The organism is Staphylococcus gallinarum (genome assembly GCF_000875895.1).
Taxonomy (GTDB): domain Bacteria; phylum Bacillota; class Bacilli; order Staphylococcales; family Staphylococcaceae; genus Staphylococcus; species Staphylococcus gallinarum.
Genome location: NZ_JXCF01000001.1, coordinates 405,252 through 432,097, shown reverse-complemented (window position 1 = coordinate 432,097; position 26,846 = coordinate 405,252). Strand labels below are relative to the sequence as shown.

Sequence of the window (26,846 nt, the reverse complement as noted above, 5' to 3'; positions counted from 1 at the left end):
TTATTCAAGCCTTTTTCCGCTAAAACAAGTGCTAAAACCAGTTGCAAACAACGTTTTGACAAACATTCTATGGGTACTGACAAGTTGGCAGGTGTTATAAAATGAAAAATAAAAAATTATGGCTATCTATTATAGTACTTATTATCTTAATTATATTAATCACTTATTTTATCTTAAGACAAATGGACATTATAGATAGCAACAAGCACGACTCATATCAAACTTATACAATTAAAAAAGCAAAGGCATTAAATCAAACAGGAAAAGCCTCTCCTCAAACGATTAAAGTGTATCAAGAGAATCGTGATATTGGATCATACATACGTCCTCAAATTCAAGATAACCAATTTGTAAAAAAAGGCACACCACTTATATACTACGATACGAACAGTAGTATTAGACCTAAACTGGTCAGCGATGTTAAAAAATTTCAAAATTACGTTGAAAAAGATTATACTGCGTTAAATAAAAAACCAAACGATAGTAAGATACAACAGCGCTTAACGAAAGATCAGCAACAGTTAAATCAGGCCCAGCATGTATTAAATTTACATGATAATCAGTCTAGCAAAGATATTTATGCAACCTTTGATGGTACGGTAAACTATATTAACAAAGATGTAGATAAAAACGGCAATATCTTACAACTTGTTTCTAACAAACCTGAGATTAAGACAACTGTTTCTGAATATGATATTGATAAAATTAAGCAAGGCGATTTAGTCGATGTTGATGCCAATAATGGTGGAACCAAAACAAAGGGTAAGGTAATTCAAATCGCTGATTTATCTACAGCAGGACAAAAGAACGTAGATCAAGCTAGCAAAGATAAATCCACTCCAATTAACAATACTAACAAGCCCTCCCAATATGAAGTTACAATTGGAAATTTATCTTCATCAATTAAAGATGGCTTTACTGTTAAAACCAAAATACATGTAAATACGGCACAATTACCTGAAAGTGCACTGACAAAGGATAATTGCGTATTCATTGTTGATCAACAAAACAGAGTACACAAACGACCTATTATTACCGGTCATTCAAAAGGTAATATCATCGTTAAACAAGGTGTAAAGGTTGGAGAGAAAATCATCAAAAAGCCTAATGCTAATTTACAAGAAGGACAAAAAATCGAACCATCAGATTCTTAGTTAGTGAGCAATTGTATAAGTCATAATAAAAATACACATAGTTAAATTGATACTGTTAACAAATGATGTTGATTATCTTCAGTGTCATATGATTATGTGTATTTTATTTTGTCATATTATAAATATAGCTTCTCTATATCTACCATCATAACAGCATTTAACCCCCTTTTACACGACTAACAATTAGTTAAAATTATTAAATGTTTTTCGTGAAACATTTCCCTATATTAAAGTAATTTGGATTTGCACAATTCAAGATTATGTAATTTTACTTCATTCTTTTAAATTGAATACAATACGAATATGTAATAGGATATAATACATACTTTAAATTGGACAGGAGTAATTTTTCATGAATTTTACCAAACTAACTGAGTCTGAGTACAAAAGCTTTATAGAAGACAACTTTGTACATTACACTCAATCAGTCGAACAATATCAATATAGACACCAAAAGAAAAATGATGTTCATTTGGTAGGAGTAAAAGACAACAACAAAGTATTAGCTGCTTGTTTACTAACAGAAGCTAAAGCACTGAAATTTTTCAAATATTTTTATTCTCACAAGGGTCCTGTATTAGACTATAGCAATTCAAAGCTAGTAGATTGCTTTTTCAATGGATTAACAAAATACTTAAAACAACAAAACACTTTATTCGTTATGGTTGACCCTTACATTTTGGAGAATAAGCGAACAGCTGAAGGCGAAATCATTGAAGCATTTGATAATCAAGGTTTAATAAAACAACTACACAACTTAGGTTATCAACATCAAGGCTATTCCATCGGCTATTCCGATAAAAGTCAGATTCGCTGGATGTCAGTATTGGATTTACAAGAGCAAACTGCAGAACAGTTATTAAAATCTATGGACTACCAAACACGTAGAAACATTAAAAAAACATTTGAAATGGGCGTAGAAGTTCGCACTCTTGATTATTCAGAAACAGATACATTTTACGAACTATTTAAAATGGCTGAAGAAAAACATGGATTTACATTTAAGCAAGATCCCAACACCTATTTCCGAGATATGCAAAATATGTATCCACAAAGCGCAATGCTAAAAATGGCATACATAGACCTTGAAAAATATCTACAGAAACTAACAGATAAAGATGTATCACTGTCTAATCAAGTGACAGAACTAGAAAATAAACTAGCAGAATCTCCCAATTCTAAGAAAAACAAATCAAAATTAACGCAACTTAATCAACAAAAAGATAGTAATTTGAAAAAATTAACAGAAACTCAATCACTAATCGATAGCGAAGGTAAGATGCTTAATCTTGCTGCCGCACTTTACATCTGTACAAAAGACGAAGTGTACTACTTATCAAGTGGTTCAAATCCTAAATATAATCAATTTATGGGAGCATATCGACTACAATGGGAAATGATTGAATATGCTAAAAAACACAATATCCCACGTTATAATTTTTATGGTATTACAGGAGATTTCAGTGATAATGCAGAAGACTATGGTGTGCAGCAATTTAAAAAAGGATTTAACGCACACGTCGAAGAATTTATCGGTGATTTTGTAAAACCTGTTCGCCCTTTCTTCTATAAGATTTACCAATTGCTAAATAAGTAATATTAATATATTGATTCCATACTAAAACGTAAATACTTCCTAAATTATAGGTAGTTATTTACGTTTTTTATCTACTCATCAATGTGTTTCTAATAGCCCCCTGTATACAACAACATTCATATCGTACTTTAAACCCCTCACACATCCCAATAGTTACAAGTCTTAGTTTTACATATGTAAACAACTAAAAAACCTTTATATCAAGCCGTTTATCGACTGTGCATTATTTACATTTCTTTCTCACCACTATATAGCATTTCATTCCCACCTACACTTTTACACATGTAATGTATGGAAATTTACGCCATGCTACTAAATTGTGTTTGGAAATATTAACCTAATTTATAAATCATTTTTTCAAATTTATTGTTAACAAGCACTTTACAGGTTAAAATAAATTCATTAGCCATCTACAGAAACTGATATCAACTTTCCAATATACACAGCTGCTATGGAATGGAATATGCCTTAAATTTAAGGAGGAATTAAAATATGGACACTCCAGATTATCGTAGGTCACAAATTCTACAATTACTTAAATCATCTAAACAACCTATCAGTGGTAAACATTTAAGTGATAAGTTTAATGTTTCCAGACAAATCATCGTCAAAGATATCTCAATATTAAAATCACATAACCATACGATTCATTCAACTAGTAGAGGATATGTCATAGAATACGAAACACAAGGTAAACATTTTAAACGCATCATCAAGTGCCAACATACTCAAGAACAAATGGAAGAAGAATTAACAATTATTCTTGATAATGGTGCTATGGTAGATGACGTCTCTATTGAACATCCCTTATACGGCACTATCAAGAAAGATTTAATGATCGAAAGTCATGAAGATTTACATCAATTTATACAACAAATGGAAAAATATCAAGGAAAGATGTTGGCGAACCTTACTGATGGTCTACATCTTCACACCATTTCTGCCCATACTGAAAAGATTTTGGACAATGCTGTAAGAGATTTAAACGAGCATCATTATATCGTCAAAGATTAAATATATACAGCGACATGAACATTCAAAATTACTGAACAGATTCTAGGTTCTAAGCCGATAGAGTTTAACGTCAACGTCAATGAAATAACAAGACAACAATAAACTAACTACTTTAATCAACTACGTATACAAGCAAACCTCCAACACAATTCAGAACACCATTTACAGACTGCGACATGATTAATGTCCAGTCTTTTTGTTTATCACTACCTCATAACATATCATATTTAAAAATAATTGCTATGACTTTAATGATGAAACTATACAAAAAATCAAGAAATAACCAACACTTATCCATTTGCAGAAAATCCTGTCTCTCTCAAAAAGTAATATTACTCTTTTTAGCATTATTTTAATTAGCTATTATGCTTGATTTAACAACATTTCTAGGTTGTTAATAATTCCAAAAATATTATCTTCATAAGAAAACGATTGACTAAGAAAGCGTTTACAATTATAGTTATCTCTAATATCAACTGTTGATTATTTTTTAGTTATTTATTGATTTTTCTTATAAAGAATGGAGGTTTTCATTATAAAACACTCAGATATTGATAGAAAAAACAGGAAGATGCTCAAAATCACAGTGATTTCTACATTAGGTGGTCTGCTATTTGGATTCGATACAGGTGTCATCAATGGCGCATTACCTTATATGTCACTCTCTAGCCAATTAAATTTATCACCGGCTACTGAAGGATTAGTCTCAAGTTCATTAATTTTTGGAGCTGCTTTTGGGGCAATATCAGGAGGAAAGCTGGCAGATACATTTGGTAGAAAGAAAATGATAATGTGTTTGGCCATTATTTTCTTCTTTGCCACATTAGGTTGTGGTTTATCTCCCAATGTCTTTTCTATGGTCACGTTTCGAATCATTCTTGGTTTAGCAGTGGGTGGTGCTTCGGTCATTGTTCCGACTTTCTTATCAGAAATGGCAGCAAAGGAACAACGAGGCAGAATGGTTACTCAAAATGAACTCATGATAGTGACTGGCCAACTATCAGCTTATGTCATTAATGCCGTTTTGGGTAATGCAATCGACAATCCAGGTATTTGGCGTGTTATGTTACTCGTTGCAACTTTACCGGCTGTTTTTCTTTGGTTTGGTATGTTGACTGTCCCAGAAAGTCCTAGATGGTATGCAAGTAAACACAAATATTGGCCCGCATATAACATTTTACGTTCTTTAAGAGATGAGCAAACAGCTGAGTCAGAAGTACGCGAAATCAAAACTCATATCGATAATGAACGTCGCTTAAAATCAGATTCAAACATATCATTTAAACAAGCATGGGTTCGACGCATTCTTTACATTGGTATCGGTATTGGGATTGTACAACAAGTTACCGGAGTGAATTCAATCATGTATTACGGTACTGAAATTTTACGTAATGCAGGTTTAGCAACAAAGGCAGCACTTATTGGAAATATCGCTAATGGAATTGTCTCAGTATTAGCTGTTTTCGTCGGTATTTGGCTATTAGGAAAAGTAGGCAGAAAGCCAATGCTACTCGTCGGTCAAGCTGGGGTAATAGTCACGTTAGTCTTACTTGGTATATTTCCAATATTTTTACAGAACAGTCCTGCGTTTCCATTTATCGTATTATCTTTAACTGTAACATTTTTAGCCTTTATGCAAGGCGCAATAGCACCAGTAACCTGGCTCATGTTATCAGAGATATTCCCACTAAAGGTTCGTGGCTTTGGCATGGGTGCTAGCGTCTTTTTCTTATGGATGGCCAATTTCACAGTCAGTCTTGTTTTTCCAATATTACTAGGTCACCTTGGACTGTCTAATACATTTATCATCTTCGCATTATTAAATATCATGTCCATTATTTTCGTAAAAATATTCTTACCAGAAACTAAGGGCAAGTCGCTCGAAGAAATTGAAGACTACTTTAAATCTCAGATTACAACAAAATCACAGCGTACTAAAAAAATTGCAAAAGAACCCAAATTATAAAAGGAGGAGTTAAATGAAACTTTCATATTACACTGACAGTCTCGCTCACCTTTCATTAGAAGAAGTCTTGCAAAGAATTACCCAACAAGGTGTCTATCATATTGAATTAGCAACTGGTGGTTGGTCTCCCGCGCCACATCTCAATCTCACTGAATTACTAACTAGTGAGACCGCATTCTTAAAATTGCAAAATCTGTTAGCCACTTACCAAGTAGAAATTGTGGCATTAAACTGTTCTGGCAATCCGTTAGACCCTAGAGACATAGGTAAACAACATCGTGAAATCACTATTAATACGTTTAAGTTAGCAGAAATACTAGGCGTTAAAAAAATAGTAATGATGAGTGGATTACCTCCCGCTACACCCGGAGATACAATGCCGAACTGGATTACCACTACGATGAGTTGGCCACCCGAATTGAAAGAAGCACTTACCTATCAATGGGAAGAAATCGCGATACCTTATTGGCGAGAACTTGTTCCAATTGCTAAACAACATGGCATTGAGAAAATCGCACTTGAAAACCATGGCACACAGCTCGTATACAATCCCGAAACTTTACTTAAATTACGACATGCTGTAGACCCTATCATCGGCATGAATTTGGATCCAAGTCATATGTTTTGGATGGGCGGAGATCCCATCCAATCTGCACGTAAATTAACAGGTGCAATTCATCACATGCATGGCAAAGATTTAAGAATTGAAGAGGGACCTGCTGCTTTAAATACAATATTAGAAACTAAAGACATTTATGATACAAAAAATAGGGCTTGGAACTATGTTGCTGTTGGTCATGGTCATGATTTGCAATGGTGGAAGTCATTTTTCTCAGTTGTTCAGATGTGTGGTTATGACGACTTCGTCTCCTTAGAAATGGAAGACTTTACTATGTCTCCAGAAGACGGTGTAGATATTTCCATTAAAGCATTACAACAAGTTGTCGTATAACAAATTTAATAATTAGAGTATGAGAGGAGTCTTGTATATGAATAATGGTGAAAAGAAAATGGAGAACGCTTTACGTTGGGGTATGATTGGTGGAGGAAGAACAAGCCAAGTTGGATATAAACACCGTAGCGGTGCACTTCGAGATCGAACTTATGAACTTGTTGCAGGTGCATTTGATATCGATACCGAACGCGGAAAATCATTCGGTATAAACCTAGGTGTAGACCCAGAGCGATGTTATGATGATTATCAAACTTTATTAGCAGAAGAAGCCAAACGTGATGATGGTGTAGAAGTTGTCTCAATCGCAACACCAAATGGAACACACTATGAAATAACTATGGCTGCCTTAGAAGCAGGATTACATGTGATTTGCGAGAAACCACTTGTATTTACTACACAAGAAGCCGAAGATATTAAAGCCTTTGCTGAAAAGCAAGGACTAATTGTCGGAGTCACATATGGATATTCTGGCAATTCAATTATTCTTCAAATGAAAGCCATGATAGAACAGGGTCAAATTGGCGATATAAATTTAGTCGAAATGCAATATACCCACGGCTATGCAGGAAACGCACAAGGAGATAAGGATAATGCAGCCCAAAAATGGCGTGTTGACCCTAAGATTGCAGGTCCAACATTTGTTATTGGCGATCTATCCATACACACATACTATATTTCTAAATTAATCATGCCAAACTTAAATATTAAAAGATTATTGTGTGATCGCCAAAGCTTTGTAGGTAGCCGTTATCCATTAGAAGACAATGCTTATATTATGATGCATTATGACAATGGTGCTGTCGGACGTATGTGGACCTCTGCAGTTGATGCTGGTCAAATGGATGGGCAACGTATTCGCATCGTGGGGTCTAAGGGAAGTCTAGAATGGTGGGATAGTGCTCCGAATGAATTACAATATCAACCACAAGGTGCTCCAACTCAAATTCTTTATCGTGGTGCCGAATACTTAGATGATTCAGCGTTACAAAATGAAAGACTCGGCATATTACACCAAGAAGGTTTAACCGAAGCTTGGGGTAATATTTACTTAAATATTGCGCTAGCAATTGATGCCAAAAATCGTGGTGATGAAACAGCTCTTGATCAAATTATCTACCCAGATATTAATTCCGGGATTGAAGGTGTACGCTGGATTGAAAATTGTGTTGCCTCAGCTGACAAAGGGTCACAGTGGGTTGACTATCAATAAAAAATACACAAAAATAAGACTCCCTTAATTAAGGAGAGTCTTATTTTACTGTTTCAATTAGTTGCCCATAATGCTTAATCTTTGTGGCATAATACTAAAGCCTCATAATGAATGCATTATGTCTATTTTACGCTAAAATTTATTATTATATTTTAGCGCTACTTCGCGTTTAAATTTCTAAGAAACGACTGTTTCATTCTTAACCAAATCATTAGCGATTCCCATCCACATTTGTCTTATTTCATCTGTCGTTATTTGCGTTTCCGTAGCATCTGTGCCGACAAAATCACCATGATCCCAGTCATGTTTTACAGGCATAACTTGCCAAATTCCCCTTTTTACTTCATCTGTTGCCATCATACTTCTTTGTCCAAATGGATATTGTGCAGAAATGACTGAAACTAGGCCATCATTCTCTCTCCACGCCTTATCCTCAACCTTCCCAATTACATTTCCAGGTACGGTATGTCTCAATGTCATATTGATGTCGGCTTTTTGCTTACCGTCAAACGTTGGTCTTGTTGATTCGCCACTATACGATTTATAAATAATATTTGGATTGAGTGACGTTTGTTGATTTAACTTAGTTGCCCCTGCACGTGTTAAATCATAAAATCCATTATCATCTGTCTGCCATATTTTACTTTCATTTTTAACTCTTTCAACATAATCGATATACGTTTCATTTTCACGTTGCTTTAGCCCCCATTGACTTAATCCAAAGTCAATATCTGAATATTTATTTCCCTGAAACTTGCTATAATCATATACAAATTGTCGAATTAGCGCTTCATTTCCTAATAAGTCTGCTGCATATGTACCATTATGAGGCGAAGCTACAGTTGTAATTGAAGTTATCATATTGTCGTGATCACCTTGATAAAGGGGCGCAATTTTACCACCGTGCTGCCGCTGATAATCAATCTCTTCCTGACTTCCATTTCGTAATAAAGATTCTAGTTGCCGAACCGTTTGCCCTCCCATACTATGACCGACAAGATGTATCTTTTGACCAGGCTGCCAGTCCTTATATACACCTTCGTATGTTTTACCGTATCGTGCATGCCCATATTTAGCTGCATGTACAGCGCCATAATCTACGGTACCGCCTTTAATATAATAATACAATTCCACAGCACGATCATAATTACTACCAAACGCACTAATACTTGCAACATAGTTTTCATATCCATTATTTGTTAAATCTTGGTGAATATCTAACCTTTTTCCTCCCCAATATAAATCATTCGAATCCGGATTATTGTCACCTGTAAACCCATTGAATCCATGTACTAATATAATAGGATCTGTATTCTTGTACCGAGTTTGTTTAGCTACACTGTTACTCTGTTCAACTATGGGTGCAGTATTGTTCATTAGTGACTGTTCATTGCGTCGATTACTAATCTCCCTTTGTATATTGGCCTGTTCGTCATGACTATTATGATTAGTATTTGTCGCATGCGCATTAATCTTCATCGAACTATCTTCTAACTGGCTCGATGAATGATGCTGCTCATAGTTATCATTGCAATCGTTTTGTTGAGTTCTTGGTTGCATATAATGGTAACTTTCGGTAGCGTATTTCGTTCTATTTTGATTATTTGATAATTCACTACTTGTTTGATTACTTATAAATTGTTGTGCTTTATGCTGATTATTTTTATACTGTTGTGCCTCTATATCTTGAATACGCCTATACCTTTGGGGATATTTTCTTTTGTTTACATGTGTAAATACCGGGTTATAATCTGTAATATACTCATTTGCTTTCAGTCGATTCGCGAGTGCAATATTATCTTGAGTCGTGGATGTTGTTCGTGTTGATTGTCTCTCCTCATTACCTTTGTCTTCCTTCGCTGTGTTATCAGTTTGCTGGTTATTTTCAATTTTCGATACAGATTCATTTGCATCTTTATTATTAGTAGTCAGAGACTGTTTATCGCTGGAAAATGCATTATCCTTGTTACTTTTTGAGTTTTTATTCTGTTCTAAAGAGATATTTTGTATGTTTTCTTTATTTACACAATCGTTTAAGTGCATAGTTGTGTCTTTTGTTGTCGTTTCATTCTGTTGATTCAATGACTTGGTATGGTTATGTATAGCAGCGTATTGCGCATTAAGATGCTGTTTATTTCCATTGTCCTTAATGAAGGGTTGTTTATTCTGTGTCGCACTCTTAATATTCAAGTTGTTATTTTGTCTATTTTTATTATCAAAATTCTCATTTGCACTAGCAATACTTCCACTAAAAGCCAATATTATAGTTGATATAACTACTGATGATACACCCATAGTGCCTTTTCGGATACTATATTTATTTTGTCTCATCTGAAATCTTCAAGCCTTTCTATAACTGTTTTCAAACTTACAAGCTACCTTCACTATATATTGTACAAAATAATTATTAAGTAAAAATGAATCTCTTTAAAATATTAGGTTAACTTAGACGTTTGAAAGTTATAGAAAAAATATCATTTTACTATAAGTACATTCTATTACGTAAAATCCCAACTTTATTAATAACTCTTTCAATTTAGCAGAAATTATTTATTGACTTATATCATTTAAAACTCTATAATCAAAATACAAATAGGAATCATTCCTATTTGTAAATTAGGGTTGTTACATTCATTTTTATACATTTCCCTCTAGGGATAATTTAGTTCAATAAAATCGTAGATCTTTACGCGGGTCTACGATTTTATATTTATTTCCTACCAATTACCAATTCATCCGTTCAACCAAAATAAGCAATGCGACAACTTTAACATTTATTGCCTCAATAGCAATTGCTTTATATATGTACTAAATTAGGTCATTAACAACAAGTCATACATTATATTTAGTTAGCTAAAACACGCATTCTTATAACATTTCGCAATAAACTATTTATAAAAAGGAGTTATACATATGATACTTTCAGATACTGACATTAAACAGTTCTTACAACAAGGAAAAATAGAAATCACTCCGCTTCAAACACACCATATTGAATCAGCATCTATTGATTTAACATTAGGTAACCATTACCTGTTTCCACAACAACCTCAAGATTTAAAACAAAATATTTTGGAACCCGTTTACTATAAAGAGATTAATGCACATAAAATAACAATTCCTGCAAAATCATTCATATTAGCTACAACCAATGAATATATAAAATTAAACAACGAACTAGCAGCATTTGTTGAAGGACGTAGTTCTATTGGACGTGCAGGATTATTTATACAAAATGCTGGATGGGTTGATCCAGGATTTCACGGAAATATCACTCTAGAGCTGTACAATGCCAATGATTTTGACTTAATAATTCAAGAGAATATAAGAATCTGCCAAATTGTTATCGCCCAAACACTAACACCTAGCACCCGACAGTATAATGGTAAATACCAAGGTCAACACACAACAACAGGCAGTATGAGCTTTAAAGATATCGAAGCAAAGGAGGTGTAAAGCAAATGGATATTGTCATTATTAGTGGCTTTCTAGGAGGAGGGAAGACTACCACCCTGAATCAATTTATCGAAAATGCAAGATCTCAAAATCAAACACCAGCTGTAATTATGAATGAATTTGGTACTCAAAGTGTAGATAGTCACCTTATTGATAACTCAATCGGCTTGCGTGAAATTATTAATGGTTGTATCTGTTGTGAAATGAAATCCAATGTTACTGAGCAACTACACGATATTTATATTGATTATCAACCAGATATTGTCTTTATTGAATGTAGTGGTATTGCGCATCCCCTTGAAGTTCTAGACGCATGTTTAACACCTGTACTAACACCATTTAGCAATGTAGTCAGCCTAACAAGTGTCATTGATGTGCAGTTGTATAGTAAATTACCTCACTTACCCGAAGATATACAAAATTTAATTATCGCCCAAATGTCACATTGCTCAAACTTTGTGCTAAATAAGAGTGATTTAATTACTTCCGACCAATTATTAAAAGTGATTGAAACTATAACTACGCGTCATCCAGATATTCCTTACTTTATTACAAGTCATGGTGAGGTAACACTTGATCATATAAAGAGCAATAAATTAACAAAAGACGAACGCTTTAACGGTGGAAAAATAATCCATAGTACACTGGGTCACTCAATATTTTATTTTTCACACTCCTGGCATAAACAATCTTTTATAAATTGGCTTCAAAACTTACCAGATCATATTTACAGAGTCAAAGGCTTTCTAACCTTTGATGACAGTAATGTAAAAAATTTAATCCAGTATACAAACAACCATTTAAATCTTGTATCGTCCCATCTCAACATTGATGATTACATAGTAGTCATTGGCCATAATATTGATAAAGTACAGCTTAGTCATTCTGTGCAACATTATCATAAATTAAATGTCACATGATTGTTACGCATGAATAAACTCAAATATTATTGCTTTCTCCCATACTTACTTTCACGAATAAAAAACCGTACTTCCACTGCTATATCAATTAATTGAAGTTTGCATGGCGTACGGTTTTTATATTATTGCTTGGGAAATAATAATTAATTGATAAGGGAGAATATGACAATTCTTGTATGACCTTTTTATCGTCTAATCATATTCTCTCAATGTAAAATTTTTCTGCTTTTGGTAAGTTTGTCGAAACTTTAATGGAGACATTTTATAATGTATTCGAAAACGCTCAATAAAGTAACTTATAGTACCAAATCCACAAATATCACTAATTGAAGTAATTGATTTGTCTGTGTGAACAAGTAATTCTTGTGCGATTTGTAATCGATATAATAATAAATATTTCATAGGCGATTGCTTAGTGTATTTTCTAAATAATTGATTACAAAATGATTTACTAATATGTGCATGAGCAGTTAAATCCGAAATTGTGATTTTTTCACCGTAATGTTCATGTATATAGGTTAATAAACTATTCATGTTATTAAAGTCTTCAGCATTCGATAAATAATTTGCCCCTTCAAATTCATATACAATACCCTCTATTACTTGGTTAATTAAGTTTACCGCATCAAAATAATTCGTCGATGTCGATTCCTTAACTAAAAAATCATTATCTGTAGGTATTTCATTTAAAATGGCACTAAAATAACGTGAAAATTGGCTCGTGATAGGTAATTTATAATATGTAAATGATTCATTATTTAATATAGGATCAATATAATCTTCGATAATTTGAGCATTTAAAAATTCCAATTCAAAATTGATACACAGTGTTTTGGCATCTTCTTTAGTTGAATATGAACTATGCAACTTATTTCTATTTATGAAAACAATATCTCGACTATCAACTGTTAGTAACTGTCCATCAATTAAAAATTCCAACTCCCCTTCATAAACCCAGCTTATTTGTAAATCATTATGCCAATGCAACGGCATAAAATCATGTCTTTCAAAGTCAAATTCAATAATGTATGGAATTATAGAAAAACCAACAGAATGATAAGCAACATGCTCTTCTAAACTCTCATTTATATTGATGGGTAAGTCTCTATTCATTCTCTTCGCCCCCTTCAAATCAATTTCGACACAAAATCAAAACAAGTATTTTTACACTTTGAATTAAAGCTTATTATAACAATATTCTCACCTAAATATATATACACAACGCTTAAATTTTGCTTTTCTATAAAATCAATAACGATAAAAATGGAATGGATGCTTATAGTTTTATCATGTCTAAAGCTTTATGATAGCCACATAAGTAGTCATTAATTATTCATTTATAAAAACAAAGGGGGTATTTAAATGAATTTTGATTTAAATAAGAATAGTCAACGAATTATTGCTGATTTACAAGAATTAGCTACTTTAACGTCTGACGAAAATGGTGCACAAAGAGTAGCATGGACACCCATATGGGAAGAGGCCAGAAATTGGTTTTTAGAAAAAATTAAACCTCATACTACTGACATATTTAAAGATAGCGCAGGTAACATGTGGTTTAAACTTCAAGGTAAATCTGACAAGTCAATTATTATAGGTAGTCATCTAGATAGTGTGCCAAATGGAGGATGGTTAGATGGTGCTTTAGGTGTCATTTCAGGTTTAGAGGTCTTACGTCATTTTAGTGAGGCACAAATCGTGCCACAACATTCCATTTACATTGTAGATTGGGCTGATGAAGAAGGTGCTAGATATGGATATAGCTGTTTGGGTTCATCAGCAGCAAGTGGGTCAGTCAATATCTCTGAATTTACTAACAGAGTCGATAATGAAGGCATTCCCTTTAAAATGGCAATTAGCAAACATGGATTAAACATAGACACATTTACAGACGCTCACAAAACCTTTCAGAATAAAATAAATGAACTAATTGCATATTTAGAATTTCATATTGAACAAGGCCCGGTACTTGAACAAACTAATAAAGATGTCGCTGCTGTTTATGGTGCAGCTGGTGTTGAACGTTATTATATAGACTTTTATGGGCAGTCTGCACACGCCGGTTCATTTCCAACTGAAATGCGTCAAGATGCATTTTTAGCTGCAGCAACTGCTTCGTTAAAATTTCGTGATTTAGCACTCAAATATAATGCTGTTTGTACGGTTGGCGAAGTAAACGTTACACCCGGCGTCGTAACCATTGTCCCTGGTCAATGTACCATTTCCATTGATATGAGAAGTATTAACAAGGATGATTTAGCTGCAATGTTATCGGAAGCACAAAATATATCTCAAACTTCTGCTCAGCAATTTGATTGTACCGTCTCTTGGAGAAAAATTTACAGTGTCTCCCCTCAAATATTTGATAGCAATTTAGTAGATATTTGTAAAACAGCAGTAGCAGAAGAAATAGGAGAAAGTAATCAAATGTATTCGGGACCCTTACATGATGCTGTTGAAATGAACAAGCTTATACCCACTGTGATGATGTTCGTTATGTCTAAAAATGGGATTTCTCATGATAAAGACGAAGACACACCTATTAATCAATTAACCACTGGAATCCGTGCATACTTACGCTTAATTGATAAAGTTTTAAATTGAGAATAAAAAATATGAAAGGAGTAAATTCATGAATATTGTATGGCAATCCAATCAATTTCAATCTACATCTATACCAACAACAGTATTTAATTCGTTTAAACCATCAAATTTAGAACAAGTTTTAAATTTTCAAAGTACTTTGCCCAACTATAGTCAAACACCTTTATATCATTTGGATAATTTAGCTAAACACCTTGGTGTAGCATCAATTGACGTAAAAGATGAATCAAAAAGATTTGATTTAAATGCATTCAAAGGGTTGGGTGGCGCATATGCGATGGCAAGCTATTTTGCCCAAAAATTAAACTTGGATTTAGGCAATATTACCTTTAATAAGCTTATGGAAGCCATTAAAGATTTAGAACCTGTTACTTTTGCAACTGTCACAGCAGGAAATCATGGTAAAGGTGTCGCATGGGCAGCAAAAACATTCGGTCAAAAAGTGAAAGTTGTATTACCAAAAGGATCCTCTGTTGAACGTTTGACAGCTATTCAAGATTTAGGTGCAGAAGCCTATATATCAGATTTAAATTATGATGATGCTGTTGTAGAAATTGCTAAACAGTCAGATGAACAAGGGTGGATATTATTACAAGATACTGCCTGGGTAGATTATGAAACACTGCCATTAGCTATAATGCAAGGTTATTCAACTATTGTTGCAGAATTAATTAAGCAACTAGATAGAAAGCATATTTCTCAATATACACATGTTATTTTACAAGCTGGCGTAGGATCCTTTGCTGCTGCAGTTATAGCTAGTATTTATAATCAAACTGTACCTGATCCACCAAAGTTTATTATTGTCGAACCTAATAAAGCTGATTGTATCTTTACTTCAATAAAAAGTAATGAAGGTATTCCTAAACGTGTTAACGGTCCCTTAGATTCAATGATGGCTGGTCTAGCCTGTGGCGAACCCAGCACTATTGCCTGGGAAATATTAAAGCCAACCATACAAGCTACATTCTCATGTAAGGATGTTATTAGTTCCATTGGTATGAAACAATATGCTAATCCATTAAACAATGACCGCTCAATAATTTCAGGGGAATCAGGCGCCTTACCATTAGGTGTCCTTATAGAAATTATGACTTCAAAAGCGCTATTTAACGCGAAAGATTCACTCAAACTAGATAATTCATCAAATATTTTACTTATTAATACTGAAGGCAATACAAACCCTAAAAATTACGACGATATTATACACAACAAACTATTTTAAAAGGAGTAACATTTATGAAATTTATTACTACAAATGAAGCACCTCAAGCAATAGGACCTTATTCACAGGCAGTTCAAGCAGGAGATTTCCTTTATATTTCTGGACAGTTACCTATCAATCCTAACACAGGCAAATTTATCTCAGATAACATTGTTGAACAAACAACACAAGTTATGAAAAATATTATCGCCATTTTAACTAGTCAAGGTTTATCTATTAAGAACATCGTCAAAACTAATATCTATGTAGTTAACTTAGCACACTTTAACGAAATTAATGATGCCTACGGTACATTCTTAAATGATCACAAACCCGCCCGAGCAGCTATTGAAGTTAACAAACTTCCTAAAAACGCACAAATTGAAATTGAAGCTATAGCTTATATAAAGCAATAAGTTATGTGATACATTAATTATAATAAAATAACAAAAACTATAAATAACTATCTAACCTCAAAATATTAGCAAATAATATAATTGTTAACTCTATGCACTTTTAAATAGCGTGCATTATGCAGTTTCAATGTATATTCATAGCTATTTATGACGCATTTTTACAAGACTCTGCGAGGAACATTGTCAGTTAAACAGCATCCTAGGAACGCGAGCAAACAATAAAAAATATGATAAATCAAATAGCCATGAAATGAGTTAAATAACTTATTCCATGGCTATTTTTCTAATGTTTATATTTCAGCATTATACTGTAGTTTTAGCAATATTTAACGAGAGAACAATACTAAAGTAAAAGCAAATATCGAAAACTTATTATTACAACTTTACTATCTACACTTTTCTGCATAGATCAACTTTTTCTTAATTAAATATATTCCACTACACTTTATATTTTTATCGTCTAATCATATTCTCTCAATACATTCGCCCACATTTTACGAATTGTATCATTCTTTGTTTCTTTAAATATGACATTAGGCTTTAAATTGGGATCTTTGTCATTACTATCCTTATATGCAAATCCAGTCGATAAGGTTGTATGGTCATCACCTTCAAAGGTATACTCATATACCTTACCGTTATCTGCAAATAAGTATTTCTTAATAGGATATGTCGTATTAGCTACAGATTTATAACCCTCAATATTAGTCAGGTTTTTTGCTGCATCATCTAAACCGATGTTTCCAGTTTTAGATGTATAAACTGACAGTCCAGTTACATTATGCAGTTTAAAGTGTTTAGCGCCTGGTTTGTCATTATTTATAACTTGAATCTCACCATCAGTCGTTGTAGCATAAAAATCACTTTCACTATAACTGCCATTTCCTACATAACGATTCGAAACTGATAATTTTTGTTCTTTAGCATATGCAACGACTTTATTCGTTATCGCTTTATTTAATTTGTCTTTATCATGTTGCGTTAAATTTTTAGTTTGAGTTGCTTTATCTTTCAAATCAGTCTTAGCTGATCCTTGTTGTCCTTGGCAACCTGCCACAGTAATCATCATAATAATAAATAAAAGACTATAAATGAATTTATGCATTCAAAAACTCCTAACTTACAATCAATAACAAGACTGACTTTATCACTGTAAAGTCGTCACTTCCTCTGTTATAACAAACTTTACTTTTTAGCTTTGTCATCTTTCAATATTCCAAATTCATCTACCAATTTAACTTGGCGCTGTTCTCCTTTACTGATATCACCATATAATTGATAAATTTTTACTTTTAACTTATCTCCTTCAACTTCATAAACAGAGAAATTTTGTTCAGATGCATTACGATCATTTTCATGACTCTTTTCAAAGGCCTTAGATTTATGTGGCTGTTTTCCTAATGCAAACAAACTATTATAGTGATCTAACTTATCTTGTGTTAAGTCACCTAATTCTGGACGTACTTTCTTAATATGTTCTAAGGATCTATCGTAAATATTGTCATATGCCTTAGTTCCACCAGTATTAGGTAAAACATATACAGAACCCTTAGGATTATCATAGTACTCTACATTATCATCTCCAAGTACTTGTTTCGCATCCTCTTTCTTCGCATTTACAAAGCTATTTTTCGTTGATGTATGCTCTAAAGGATGTGTGCGCGATAACACATGGTCATGACCTTGCAATACTAAATCCACGTCAAGTTCATCAATTTGTTTTGTTAACTCGTCACGAATTTTACGCACATCCTCATCCGATAATGCATGATATGATTTTGAATACATCGGTTTGTGTAGATTTAACACGATCCAATTGGCTCCATTTGCTTTAGCTTTTTTAATATCTGATTTAATCCATTCCATCTGCTCTTTGCCAATTGCTTTTTCATCCGGATTATCTTTAGATTTTTTATTATCATTCGTATTGGCTACGACCATATGCGCTCCATTATAATCAAACGAATAATATGAGCCCCCATTAACCGCATTATTTTCTTTAGGTACATTTACATGCTTGTTAAATGAATCTAACAATTTTCCATCTTCCTCACTTAAAGCATACTCATCATGGTTACCTGCAGCTGTTGCAACAGGCAATGACATAAATGATGGTCGCGATTGCTCATATAAGTCTAACCACTCATCTTCCACTTCTGCCGTTTCAACATAATCTCCTGTATGCAATGCAAAATTTGGATTACCCGCAGTTTGAATTGCTTGATTTAATGTATCTGCACCAAATTGCGCCTCATTTCTAACATGTTCATTCCAAAATGCGTTTTGCGTATCTGTATACTGTACAAATTTAAAAGGATCTCCTTTGCCACCAGATGTTTGGAATTGACCTACTGGACTTTTAGCACCACTGTCACTTCCAACTTTGTAATAGTATTTTGTATTTGGCTTAAGTCCTGTCGCTTTTGCTTTATAATTAAATTCTTTTACGTTAGTCATCTCAGTCTTCCCTTGCAAATCTCCCCTTGTCCATTCAGGACCACTTGCATGTTTATCTGTATAATAACCATTTATTTTTTCTTTCCCATTTTTATTTTTTATAGCTTTTCCTTCATCATCTTTTTCAACATCTGCAAAAATAAAATTACCGTTTTTGTCCCTTTCTATGTATTTAGAAATCACTTTTTTCGTAGAGGCATCAAATGATTTAGCATCACTAAAATCCCCCGTTTCAGAGACCCATACCTTAGCATCTTTAAATTCATCCGTTGTATACCAATTGAATGCCATTTCAGACTTTGTATCTCCATTGAAATTAGTGATTATACGGTTAGGCTCATTCTTTACAGGCACCGGAGCAACCTTTGGTTTATCTTGTGTAACCTGGATACCTTGCTCATTATTATTTGCTTTATCCGTTGTAGATTGTTCTTGCATTCCCTGTCCTGGTGCACTCGCTTCAGCAAAATTGCTACTTCCCAAGGACATCATCAATACTACACTTGCTGCCCCTGTAGTAAATAGCTTCAACATCGACTTTTCTTTTTTCATAAATTAACCTCCTTAATCGTAATGAATCCTATTATATATAAGGAGGTTTAATAATTTGTAAATTTCTTTCATAGAATTGTTAATATAACATTAATTTTTAATATCTAAATACTAAATGATAATTTTAAGAAAATATTTCATTAAAATTAGCTGTTGAATTATTAAAAATTTTTCATTATTTATTGTAGAAATATGATTTTCGATATTTTAAAGGGATGAATCTATATTAATGTTTCTAAAAGGGTCCTTATATAATGTATGATTAGCATTTACTAATGCTTATTAACCATTTAATTACACATGAACAAGTAGTTTAAAATTTTAATAAAGGAGCTCATTACGATGACTTATATTCTACAAATAGATTTCCCTATAACAGGTCCATTCGGTATAGAAATGACTGAAACTTTTTCAGAATTAGCGAGGTCAATCACTAAAGAACCAGGGTTTCTTTGGAAAATTTGGACAGAAAATGAAAATGCACAAGAAGCTGGGGGAATTTACGCATTTACAACAGAACAAGATGCTCAAAACTATTTAACAATGCATACCCAAAGATTAATTCAACTTGGTATTACAGATAGCAAGCACAAAATTTTTAAAGTTAACGAGGGACTTACAAAAATAACACATAAACATTTTTAAGGATTGCTTTATATCAAGTCAGATATTTTATGATTTAACCTAAAATACAACAGGTTTGAGGACTTTCCAAAATATAATTCTAGTTTCCTGACACAACTTACATTAAGTACATATTGGTAAGTCTTCGGTTTGTCTGTCCGAACACTGAAGGTAGTGACAAACTATTGATATATCAACAATTCCAATCATTATTATCTTTACAAATTAAATTCAATCCAACGTAACGCCATACTATTTATGTTCAAATATTTAATACTATTTCATGTTAATTCCACTCAAAATCATCAATACTTTTTGTCACTTCATACAAGGTTACACACAACATAAAAAGGTATGATTAAACATAGTAGTTTGAAAATTTGAGAGGAGTATTTAAAATATGCATCAAGAATCAACACCAGTTAGTAAGTATTATTGGATTAAATTGGTATCTATTTTCACGTTGGGTTGGCTCGTTATCTACGCTGCCCGTACTATACTTAATCCTATAATGGGAAATATTAAAGATACATTTACATTAAATAATGCCCAGCTCGGACTCATTATGAGTATCTTTTTCATCGGCTATACAGTCACCCAAATTCCTTCAGGGATATTAGGCGACAAAATTGGACGTAAAAAAATACTGATCCCTAGTATGATTATTTTCGGTATAGCTACAGCAATTACAGGGATCATGCCTACATTCTTATTATTTATGATTGCTTGGCTCATTGTCGGCCTTGCCCAAGGCATGTTTTATGGTCCACAATACGCACTATCATCAGAAGCAATACCTAAACAACACATAACATTGGGTAGCGCACTTATTAATAGTGGGATGGCCTTTGGTACATCTATCGGATACTTTATTTCTAGCTATACCGTGCATGAATTTGGTATGAATTGGCATATACCATTCTTTATAATTGCCATACCTATTCTTATCCTAGCCTTTCTAATGTATACCGTGATTAAGGAACGACCAAAAACACAATTAGTCGACCCAACCACGACAGAAACAAAATTTCAGTTCAGTAGTCTCTTTAAAAATCGAAATCTACTTCTTGCGTATGTCATCATATTCTGTTCGATTTACGGCTTCTTTATGATTATCACTTGGCTGCCATTCTATTTAGAAACTGAACGTGGTATTAACGGTGCACAAGTTGCGTTTGTTGCTTCACTAGTACCATGGGCAGCAATACCTGGATCACTGTTCTTTAGTTGGTTATCAGATAGATTAGGTAGACGACGTCCTGTGTTACTTATAATGTTGCCATTAGCATTTCTATTCACCATCTCTATCGTTTTGTTCGATAATATATGGATATTATACCTTGCCTTAATCGGTTATGGAATTGTAGGTAAAATAAGTACCAATCCAGTACTAATCGCTGTAGTTGCAGACAATGCCCCGAAAAATGCGCTTGGAACTTCATTTAGTGTTTATAACTTTATCGGAATGACTGCCTCGATTTTAGCACCCTATCTAACAGGTTACTTAACAGATATGACAGGAAAAATGGCTACCGGATTCTATTTAGCTGGGGCTTTACTCATCATCGGTCTTATTTCTTCCTTACTATTAAAAGAAAATAAAAAGCAACTATTATCATAGCTTATAAATATAATTGCAGATATACATCCTAAAAATGCCACCCCAAAAAATTAAATCATTTTGAGGTGGCTCTCATTATATTATTACATCGTATTGGTGTTACTCACTCACCTAGAGTTCATGAATAGTTCCATATTTATCTAGACAGTCAGCTTGAAGTATCTGTTCTAAGACAACCATTCCTCTTACAAACAAAACTGATTTCTTATAAATTAAGAACTCAAAAAAAAGCGAAGAAATTTCGTATTATTTAATAAAATAAAAAGGCAATTTCTATCTTACTTTCAATAGAAACTGCCCTTTTCACTGGCAAGTGAATGTTCAAACCATATCTATATAATTTTTTAATACTTATAAGGATCTTCTTGTTTTTGATTATTGTTAGCATTATTATTTATGCTCTGTAATTCATCTTTAGATTCAAAATCTGATTCTTCCTGGTGCTCAAATGTTTCAAATGAATTTTGCTTATTATGATAATCTTCAGGTTTAGGCTTTCTAACTAATAACATGATGCCTGCTACAATCCATAACACTCCGATTAATGGACTACCAAAAAGTGAAAAGGCCCCAATGACGATTAAAATAACACCAGCTGGTTTATTCTTTTTCCCAATCCATAAAGCAGATAAAATTCCCAATACTAACATTATTAAAGCGATAATTACCACTGTAATCAAAAATGCATTAGTAATGAAAAATAAACCACTTGCGTCTTCCATTGTCGTCTCACTATCTAACATACTTTGCTTAAATTCTGTCGCATTTAGATTTAATGCAACTAAAAGTCCAGCAAATATTAAGAAATATAGTGCATGTAGGACAATTCCAATCCACGTAAGTACTCTTTCCGCAGTTCGATTAATCATATCAAACGCTCCTTCAATTAATAAATAGTTTATGTAACAATTTTCAAAATATGTATATATCAATTTTAATAAAGTCAGCTACTTTTTTCTACTCGCTTTTAAGTATTTACAAAATAATACAATTCAACTAAAAAGATTAAACTGAATTATAAGTCATCATTATTTTTCATTTAACATAAATTTATCAAAATTTTACAATATTGCTTACTCTGCTTTGTTACACTATTAATGTATTAACACTGAAGGGGGTATTATTTTGTTTAAAACTGCATTTAGTTTCATTTCAATCTTAGCCATGTCAGCCATTGCAACGACAACTACACAAGCAGCAACAGAAAACACAAAAAAAGAAGCTACTAAAAACATAGCGATTCATGATATCCAAGGGGAAGGTCATACATCACCCTATGATGGCAAAAAAGTAGAGCATGTAGAAGGTATTGTTACATATAAATATAAATTGAATGGTGCCAACTACTTACATATCCAAACTCCAGATAATAAAAAGGATGATAATCCAAACACTTCTGAAGGTCTTATCGTTTATACAGGTAATCAAGATTACAATACAAAAATTGGAGATTTAGTAAAAGTGAACGGTACAGTCGACGAATATTATATCGATGGTTATAGTGAAAAGAAGAAAACTGACTTACCTGTAACACAAATTAATGCACGTGATGATAAAGGTGGCAAAATATCCATTGAATCTTCAAACCAATCACTACCAAAACCTTATAAAATAAAAAATGTACCAACGAAAGTCTCAGCAAATGACCAGTTCAATACATTTGATCGTAATCAATATGCAATAGATTACTGGGAATCGTTAGAAGGTATGCGTGTAGAAACTGGAGATGTTAGAAGCGTTGGACCACAGGAACACGGAGAACTCTTTACCGTATTAGACAAGCAACCTGCTGAAACTAAAAATGGTGGTATACGATTGACCGAAAATAATTCACATGGGGAGCGCATTCCATTTAAAATGTATGATAATAATGCTGCACGTGATTTTGATGTTGCCACAGGAGATTATTTTAAAGGACCAATTATTGGTTATGTAAACTACGGGTACTCTAATTATAAAATTAATGTAGACTTGGATAATATGAAAAAAGCACACGTTAAAGGCAACACTCAACCAAAGCCCACAACGTTAGATGCAAACAAACAAAAACTAAATGTTGCATCTTACAATCTAGAAAATTTTTCTAATAATCAACAATCCACTACCGAAGATAAAGCAGAAAAAATTGCTAAAGGCATTACAACAAATATGAAGAATCCAGATATTATCGGAGTGACAGAAGTTCAAGATAATGACGGCCCCAATGCCGGCGGACCAGAAGCCAACGAATCATATGAACGCTTGATTAAAAAAATCGAAGAAGCTGGAGGCCCTTCGTACAAATATTTAAATATTGACCCAGATATGAATGAAGACGGCGGTCAGCCTAACGCCAACATTAGAGTTGGATTCCTATATAATCCAAAACGTGTACATTATGATAAATCAATTAAGCCAGGGGACGCGGATACAGCCGTATCATATAAAGATGGCAACCTCTCACATAATCCTGGACGTATAGACCCACATAATCCAGCATTTGATGATTCAAGGAAACCATTAGCAGCTCAATTTAAATTTCATGGTGAACAAGTTATTATGCTAGCAAATCATTGGAATTCAAAAAATGGTGATATGCCGTTATTTGGTAGTCAACAACCACCCGTATTACAAAGTGAAAATCAACGAGTAGAGATCGCTAAAGCAGTTGGCCGCTTCGTAGAACAAGTACAAAAAGATAATCCACAAGCAAACATTATATCCGTTGGTGATTACAATGATTTCCAATGGTCAAAACCAATCAAAACACTAGAAAGCTTTAACATGACAGATATGATGAATAAAGTTCCTGAAAAAGACCGTTACTCATATGTTTATCAAGGGAATTCTCAAGCACTTGATCATGTACTAGTATCAAATAATTTAGTAGATAGTACAAAACTTGACCCAGTACATGTAAATAGCGACTTCACCGACATGTCTGGACGCGCAAGTGACCATGACCCACTTGTCGCACAAATAGACTTAAAAAAATCCAAAAATCGTAAAGAATAAGCAATGATGACAAAAATAAAGCTATAAATATAGCTAGTAAATGAGTTTCTACAAATTCATTTACTAGCTTTTTATTTACTATAATTTCGTATTCTTGATTCATTTTAATTAAGTACTTCTTCCACCTTCGAATTCAATATGCATCTCTCTCAAAATCATCACCAAAACACCGATTGATTCAAATTGAGTATTTTCACGGCAAATTAGTTCAATTTATCTTTAAATCCTTTAGTTTCTGTTTATGTATTACTATTAATATCAATATAATCACACTATATCCTATTATACTAATCAGTGATGATTCAAAACCAAATTCACCACCCGTTATCAACATATTATTCGAAGTTAAAACATATTGTAACGGTTGATCATCTACCTTATGGTCAGTTATCCATATTAATTGGCTAACATTCCAACATAAATGTATAGAAATGCTTGCCCAAATCGAATTAAATATATATGTTGCCAAACCAAACATGATTCCAACTAATATGCCACTGACTAATAACATGACCAAACTCCACATAGAAAGCGCACCATTAAAGATATGTATAACTGCAAAAAATATTGCCGTTATTGATATTGCTACAAATATATTAGTTTTTCGCTGAATATAACCCATAAGTAAACCACGACAAATCATTTCTTCAACAATTGCTGCTGCAAAACCATTCACAAATATTACCCAAAAAATATTTCTTAAATATTCATTTTGAGAAGTGAAATTTGGAGTGAAAAATTCACCGGGTACACACAATATATAAACACCATAAACTAAAACAGGTAATAATATCGCACATAGTAAGAACAATTTATTAAAGTGAGGTTTAGTAATCCTATAAACATATAGACTTTCTTTAAATACATTTACAATAATCCACTTCACTACGAAATACGCTAAAAAAATATAAACTACTGCAAATACAATAACACCAATTCCCCAAATTGGTATTAAGTCCTCAAAAATCGAAGCTAATCCTTGAATTATCCCCATAATCAATAACCCTAAAATAAGCATTCCAAATATTTTTATAAATTTCACAATTATCACCCAATCTAAAATGTATTTATATTGTATAGTATAAAATTGATTTTAGGAATTGGATTTTATGCTATTTATCACAATCCAAAACTTTTCCTTAAAGACAATAGTTGAAACACCTAATAAAGTAATTGCACCACCTACTATTGAAATAATAGTGGGTGATTCACCTATTATTAAATGAGCTAAAATAATAGAGATTACAGGTGTCAAATAAAGAGATATTGTTGCATCTGACACACCAACTTTTTGTATCGTGTACGCTAACGCAATATATGGTAATACAGTAGGAAAAACACCTAAATATAAAACAGAAATGATAGAAAAATAATTAGCTTGACCTAGTTCAAATAAAGCATTTGGAATAAAAATAATAGTAAATAGATTACTCCCTATTATTGTATACACTGTTAACGGAATAAACCCATATTTTTTTAAGTATTTTGTTTGAAATGTGAAATATATACTTTCACCTATTGTAGCTAAAAGGGTTAATACAACGCCAATTATCATTACACTTAATTTCTTATCTTCTCCAAAAGTAATAAACAAAATGCCGAGAAAAGCAATTAAAGATCCTAACCATCCAATAATTGTAAAACGTTCTTTAAGAAAGTACTTTGCTAATAACGCTGAAAATATTGGTGTAAGAGACACTAATAAACTAGCTACTCCTGAACTAATAAATAATTCACCGTAACTTAAACCTATATGATAAACAGTAAATCCACAAAATCCTAAAAGTAAAATTACAGGCAAATCTTTCCAATTTGGAATTGGATACTTTTTAATAATTGCATATACTAATAAAATTGTAGAAGCCACAAGTAAACGTAACGCTGCCAAGTTTTGACCTCTGAAGTCTTGTAATGCGATTTTTATTATTGGAAATGCTGATGCCCATAATAATATAGTAATACTAAATGCTAGATTAACTTTAAATTTAGCTTTAAAACCATTCAATATTAACACACCTTTATAATTAATTTGTGTTAATATTAATCAAACAATCATCCCGAGTGCACAACCAATTCATACTAAAAAAACCCAACCAATTTTA

Annotated in this window: 21 protein-coding genes; 14 read left to right on the top strand and 7 right to left on the bottom strand. The window is 32.9% G+C overall.

Features of this window, described 5'->3' with window-relative positions:
• Window positions 1-101 precede the first annotated feature (101 nt).
• The 6 genes from SH09_RS01875 to SH09_RS01850 all read left to right on the top strand — a co-directional run bounded on the left by SH09_RS01875 (window position 102) and on the right by SH09_RS01850 (window position 7,896).
• A complete protein-coding gene (locus SH09_RS01875; protein WP_042737905.1) occupies window positions 102-1,154 on the top strand; it encodes an efflux RND transporter periplasmic adaptor subunit in 1,053 nt (350 codons plus the stop codon).
• A 352-nt stretch (window positions 1,155-1,506) separates the two neighbouring features.
• Window positions 1,507-2,751 carry an aminoacyltransferase gene (locus tag SH09_RS01870; RefSeq protein WP_042737904.1) on the top strand — a complete coding sequence of 415 codons (1,245 nt, stop codon included), beginning with the start codon at window positions 1,507-1,509 and terminating at the stop codon, window positions 2,749-2,751.
• A 492-nt stretch (window positions 2,752-3,243) separates the two neighbouring features.
• Window positions 3,244-3,765: a transcription repressor NadR gene (locus SH09_RS01865; protein WP_042737903.1), complete on the top strand. Its 522-nt coding sequence runs from the start codon at window positions 3,244-3,246 to the stop codon at window positions 3,763-3,765.
• A 571-nt stretch (window positions 3,766-4,336) separates the two neighbouring features.
• Window positions 4,337-5,731, top strand: coding sequence for a sugar porter family MFS transporter (locus SH09_RS01860; RefSeq protein WP_158001712.1), 1,395 nt, complete (start codon window positions 4,337-4,339; stop codon window positions 5,729-5,731).
• Window positions 5,732-5,744: 13 nt separating this feature from the next.
• Window positions 5,745-6,683, top strand: a complete 939-nt coding sequence (locus SH09_RS01855; protein WP_042737902.1) for a sugar phosphate isomerase/epimerase family protein — start codon at window positions 5,745-5,747, stop codon at window positions 6,681-6,683.
• A 37-nt stretch (window positions 6,684-6,720) separates the two neighbouring features.
• Complete coding sequence (locus SH09_RS01850; RefSeq protein WP_042737901.1) at window positions 6,721-7,896, top strand: Gfo/Idh/MocA family protein; 1,176 nt, start codon at window positions 6,721-6,723, stop codon at window positions 7,894-7,896.
• Window positions 7,897-8,073: 177 nt separating this feature from the next.
• Here SH09_RS01850 and lip read toward each other — a convergent pair whose 3' ends face one another.
• Window positions 8,074-10,227 carry a YSIRK-targeted triacylglycerol lipase gene (lip, locus tag SH09_RS01845; protein WP_042737900.1) on the bottom strand — a complete coding sequence of 718 codons (2,154 nt, stop codon included), beginning with the start codon at window positions 10,225-10,227 and terminating at the stop codon, window positions 8,074-8,076.
• A 582-nt stretch (window positions 10,228-10,809) separates the two neighbouring features.
• On the opposite strand from lip, the gene dcd reads away from it, so the two are divergent.
• Together dcd and SH09_RS01835 are read left to right on the top strand one after the other, a co-directional pair.
• Window positions 10,810-11,352, top strand: coding sequence for a dCTP deaminase (dcd, locus tag SH09_RS01840; protein ID WP_042737899.1), 543 nt, complete (start codon window positions 10,810-10,812; stop codon window positions 11,350-11,352).
• Window positions 11,353-11,357: 5 nt separating this feature from the next.
• Window positions 11,358-12,272: a CobW family GTP-binding protein gene (locus SH09_RS01835; RefSeq protein ID WP_042737898.1), complete on the top strand. Its 915-nt coding sequence runs from the start codon at window positions 11,358-11,360 to the stop codon at window positions 12,270-12,272.
• Between the two features lie 192 nt (window positions 12,273-12,464).
• Here SH09_RS01835 and SH09_RS15760 read toward each other — a convergent pair whose 3' ends face one another.
• Window positions 12,465-13,385 (bottom strand): AraC family transcriptional regulator, encoded by a 921-nt coding sequence (locus tag SH09_RS15760; RefSeq protein ID WP_052495395.1) that lies wholly within the window; start codon window positions 13,383-13,385, stop codon window positions 12,465-12,467.
• Window positions 13,386-13,634: 249 nt separating this feature from the next.
• Here SH09_RS15760 and SH09_RS01825 point away from each other — a divergent pair, with 249 nt between their 5' ends.
• Genes SH09_RS01825 through SH09_RS01815 form a run of 3 tightly spaced genes read left to right on the top strand, consistent with a single transcriptional unit; the run spans window position 13,635 to window position 16,496 of the window.
• Window positions 13,635-14,876, top strand: coding sequence for a hydantoinase/carbamoylase family amidase (locus tag SH09_RS01825; RefSeq protein WP_042737897.1), 1,242 nt, complete (start codon window positions 13,635-13,637; stop codon window positions 14,874-14,876).
• Window positions 14,877-14,904: 28 nt separating this feature from the next.
• Entirely contained in the window at window positions 14,905-16,101 is a 1,197-nt protein-coding gene (locus SH09_RS01820) for a diaminopropionate ammonia-lyase (protein ID WP_052495394.1), read from the top strand.
• Window positions 16,102-16,115: 14 nt separating this feature from the next.
• Complete coding sequence (locus SH09_RS01815; protein ID WP_042737896.1) at window positions 16,116-16,496, top strand: RidA family protein; 381 nt, start codon at window positions 16,116-16,118, stop codon at window positions 16,494-16,496.
• A 460-nt stretch (window positions 16,497-16,956) separates the two neighbouring features.
• Here SH09_RS01815 and SH09_RS01810 read toward each other — a convergent pair whose 3' ends face one another.
• Together SH09_RS01810 and SH09_RS01805 are read right to left on the bottom strand one after the other, a co-directional pair.
• Window positions 16,957-17,601, bottom strand: a complete 645-nt coding sequence (locus SH09_RS01810; protein ID WP_042737895.1) for a hypothetical protein — start codon at window positions 17,599-17,601, stop codon at window positions 16,957-16,959.
• 80 nt (window positions 17,602-17,681) lie between these two features.
• Window positions 17,682-19,505: a purple acid phosphatase family protein gene (locus SH09_RS01805; RefSeq protein WP_042737894.1), complete on the bottom strand. Its 1,824-nt coding sequence runs from the start codon at window positions 19,503-19,505 to the stop codon at window positions 17,682-17,684.
• A gap of 342 nt (window positions 19,506-19,847) precedes the next feature.
• Here SH09_RS01805 and SH09_RS01800 point away from each other — a divergent pair, with 342 nt between their 5' ends.
• A complete protein-coding gene (locus SH09_RS01800; RefSeq protein WP_042737893.1) occupies window positions 19,848-20,150 on the top strand; it encodes a monooxygenase in 303 nt (100 codons plus the stop codon).
• A gap of 379 nt (window positions 20,151-20,529) precedes the next feature.
• Window positions 20,530-21,750, top strand: coding sequence for an MFS transporter (locus SH09_RS01795; RefSeq protein WP_042737892.1), 1,221 nt, complete (start codon window positions 20,530-20,532; stop codon window positions 21,748-21,750).
• A 344-nt stretch (window positions 21,751-22,094) separates the two neighbouring features.
• Here the strand turns inward: SH09_RS01795 and SH09_RS01790 are convergent, their stop codons facing one another.
• Entirely contained in the window at window positions 22,095-22,619 is a 525-nt protein-coding gene (locus SH09_RS01790) for a DUF4064 domain-containing protein (protein ID WP_042737891.1), read from the bottom strand.
• A 295-nt stretch (window positions 22,620-22,914) separates the two neighbouring features.
• On the opposite strand from SH09_RS01790, the gene SH09_RS01785 reads away from it, so the two are divergent.
• Window positions 22,915-24,744, top strand: a complete 1,830-nt coding sequence (locus SH09_RS01785; RefSeq protein WP_042737932.1) for an endonuclease/exonuclease/phosphatase family protein — start codon at window positions 22,915-22,917, stop codon at window positions 24,742-24,744.
• Window positions 24,745-24,952: 208 nt separating this feature from the next.
• On the opposite strand, the gene SH09_RS01780 is transcribed toward SH09_RS01785, so the two are convergent.
• Together SH09_RS01780 and SH09_RS01775 are read right to left on the bottom strand one after the other, a co-directional pair.
• Window positions 24,953-25,738 (bottom strand): CPBP family intramembrane glutamic endopeptidase, encoded by a 786-nt coding sequence (locus SH09_RS01780; RefSeq protein WP_235307449.1) that lies wholly within the window; start codon window positions 25,736-25,738, stop codon window positions 24,953-24,955.
• Between the two features lie 99 nt (window positions 25,739-25,837).
• Window positions 25,838-26,758: a DMT family transporter gene (locus SH09_RS01775; RefSeq protein ID WP_052495393.1), complete on the bottom strand. Its 921-nt coding sequence runs from the start codon at window positions 26,756-26,758 to the stop codon at window positions 25,838-25,840.
• Between the last annotated feature and the right edge of the window lie 88 nt (window positions 26,759-26,846).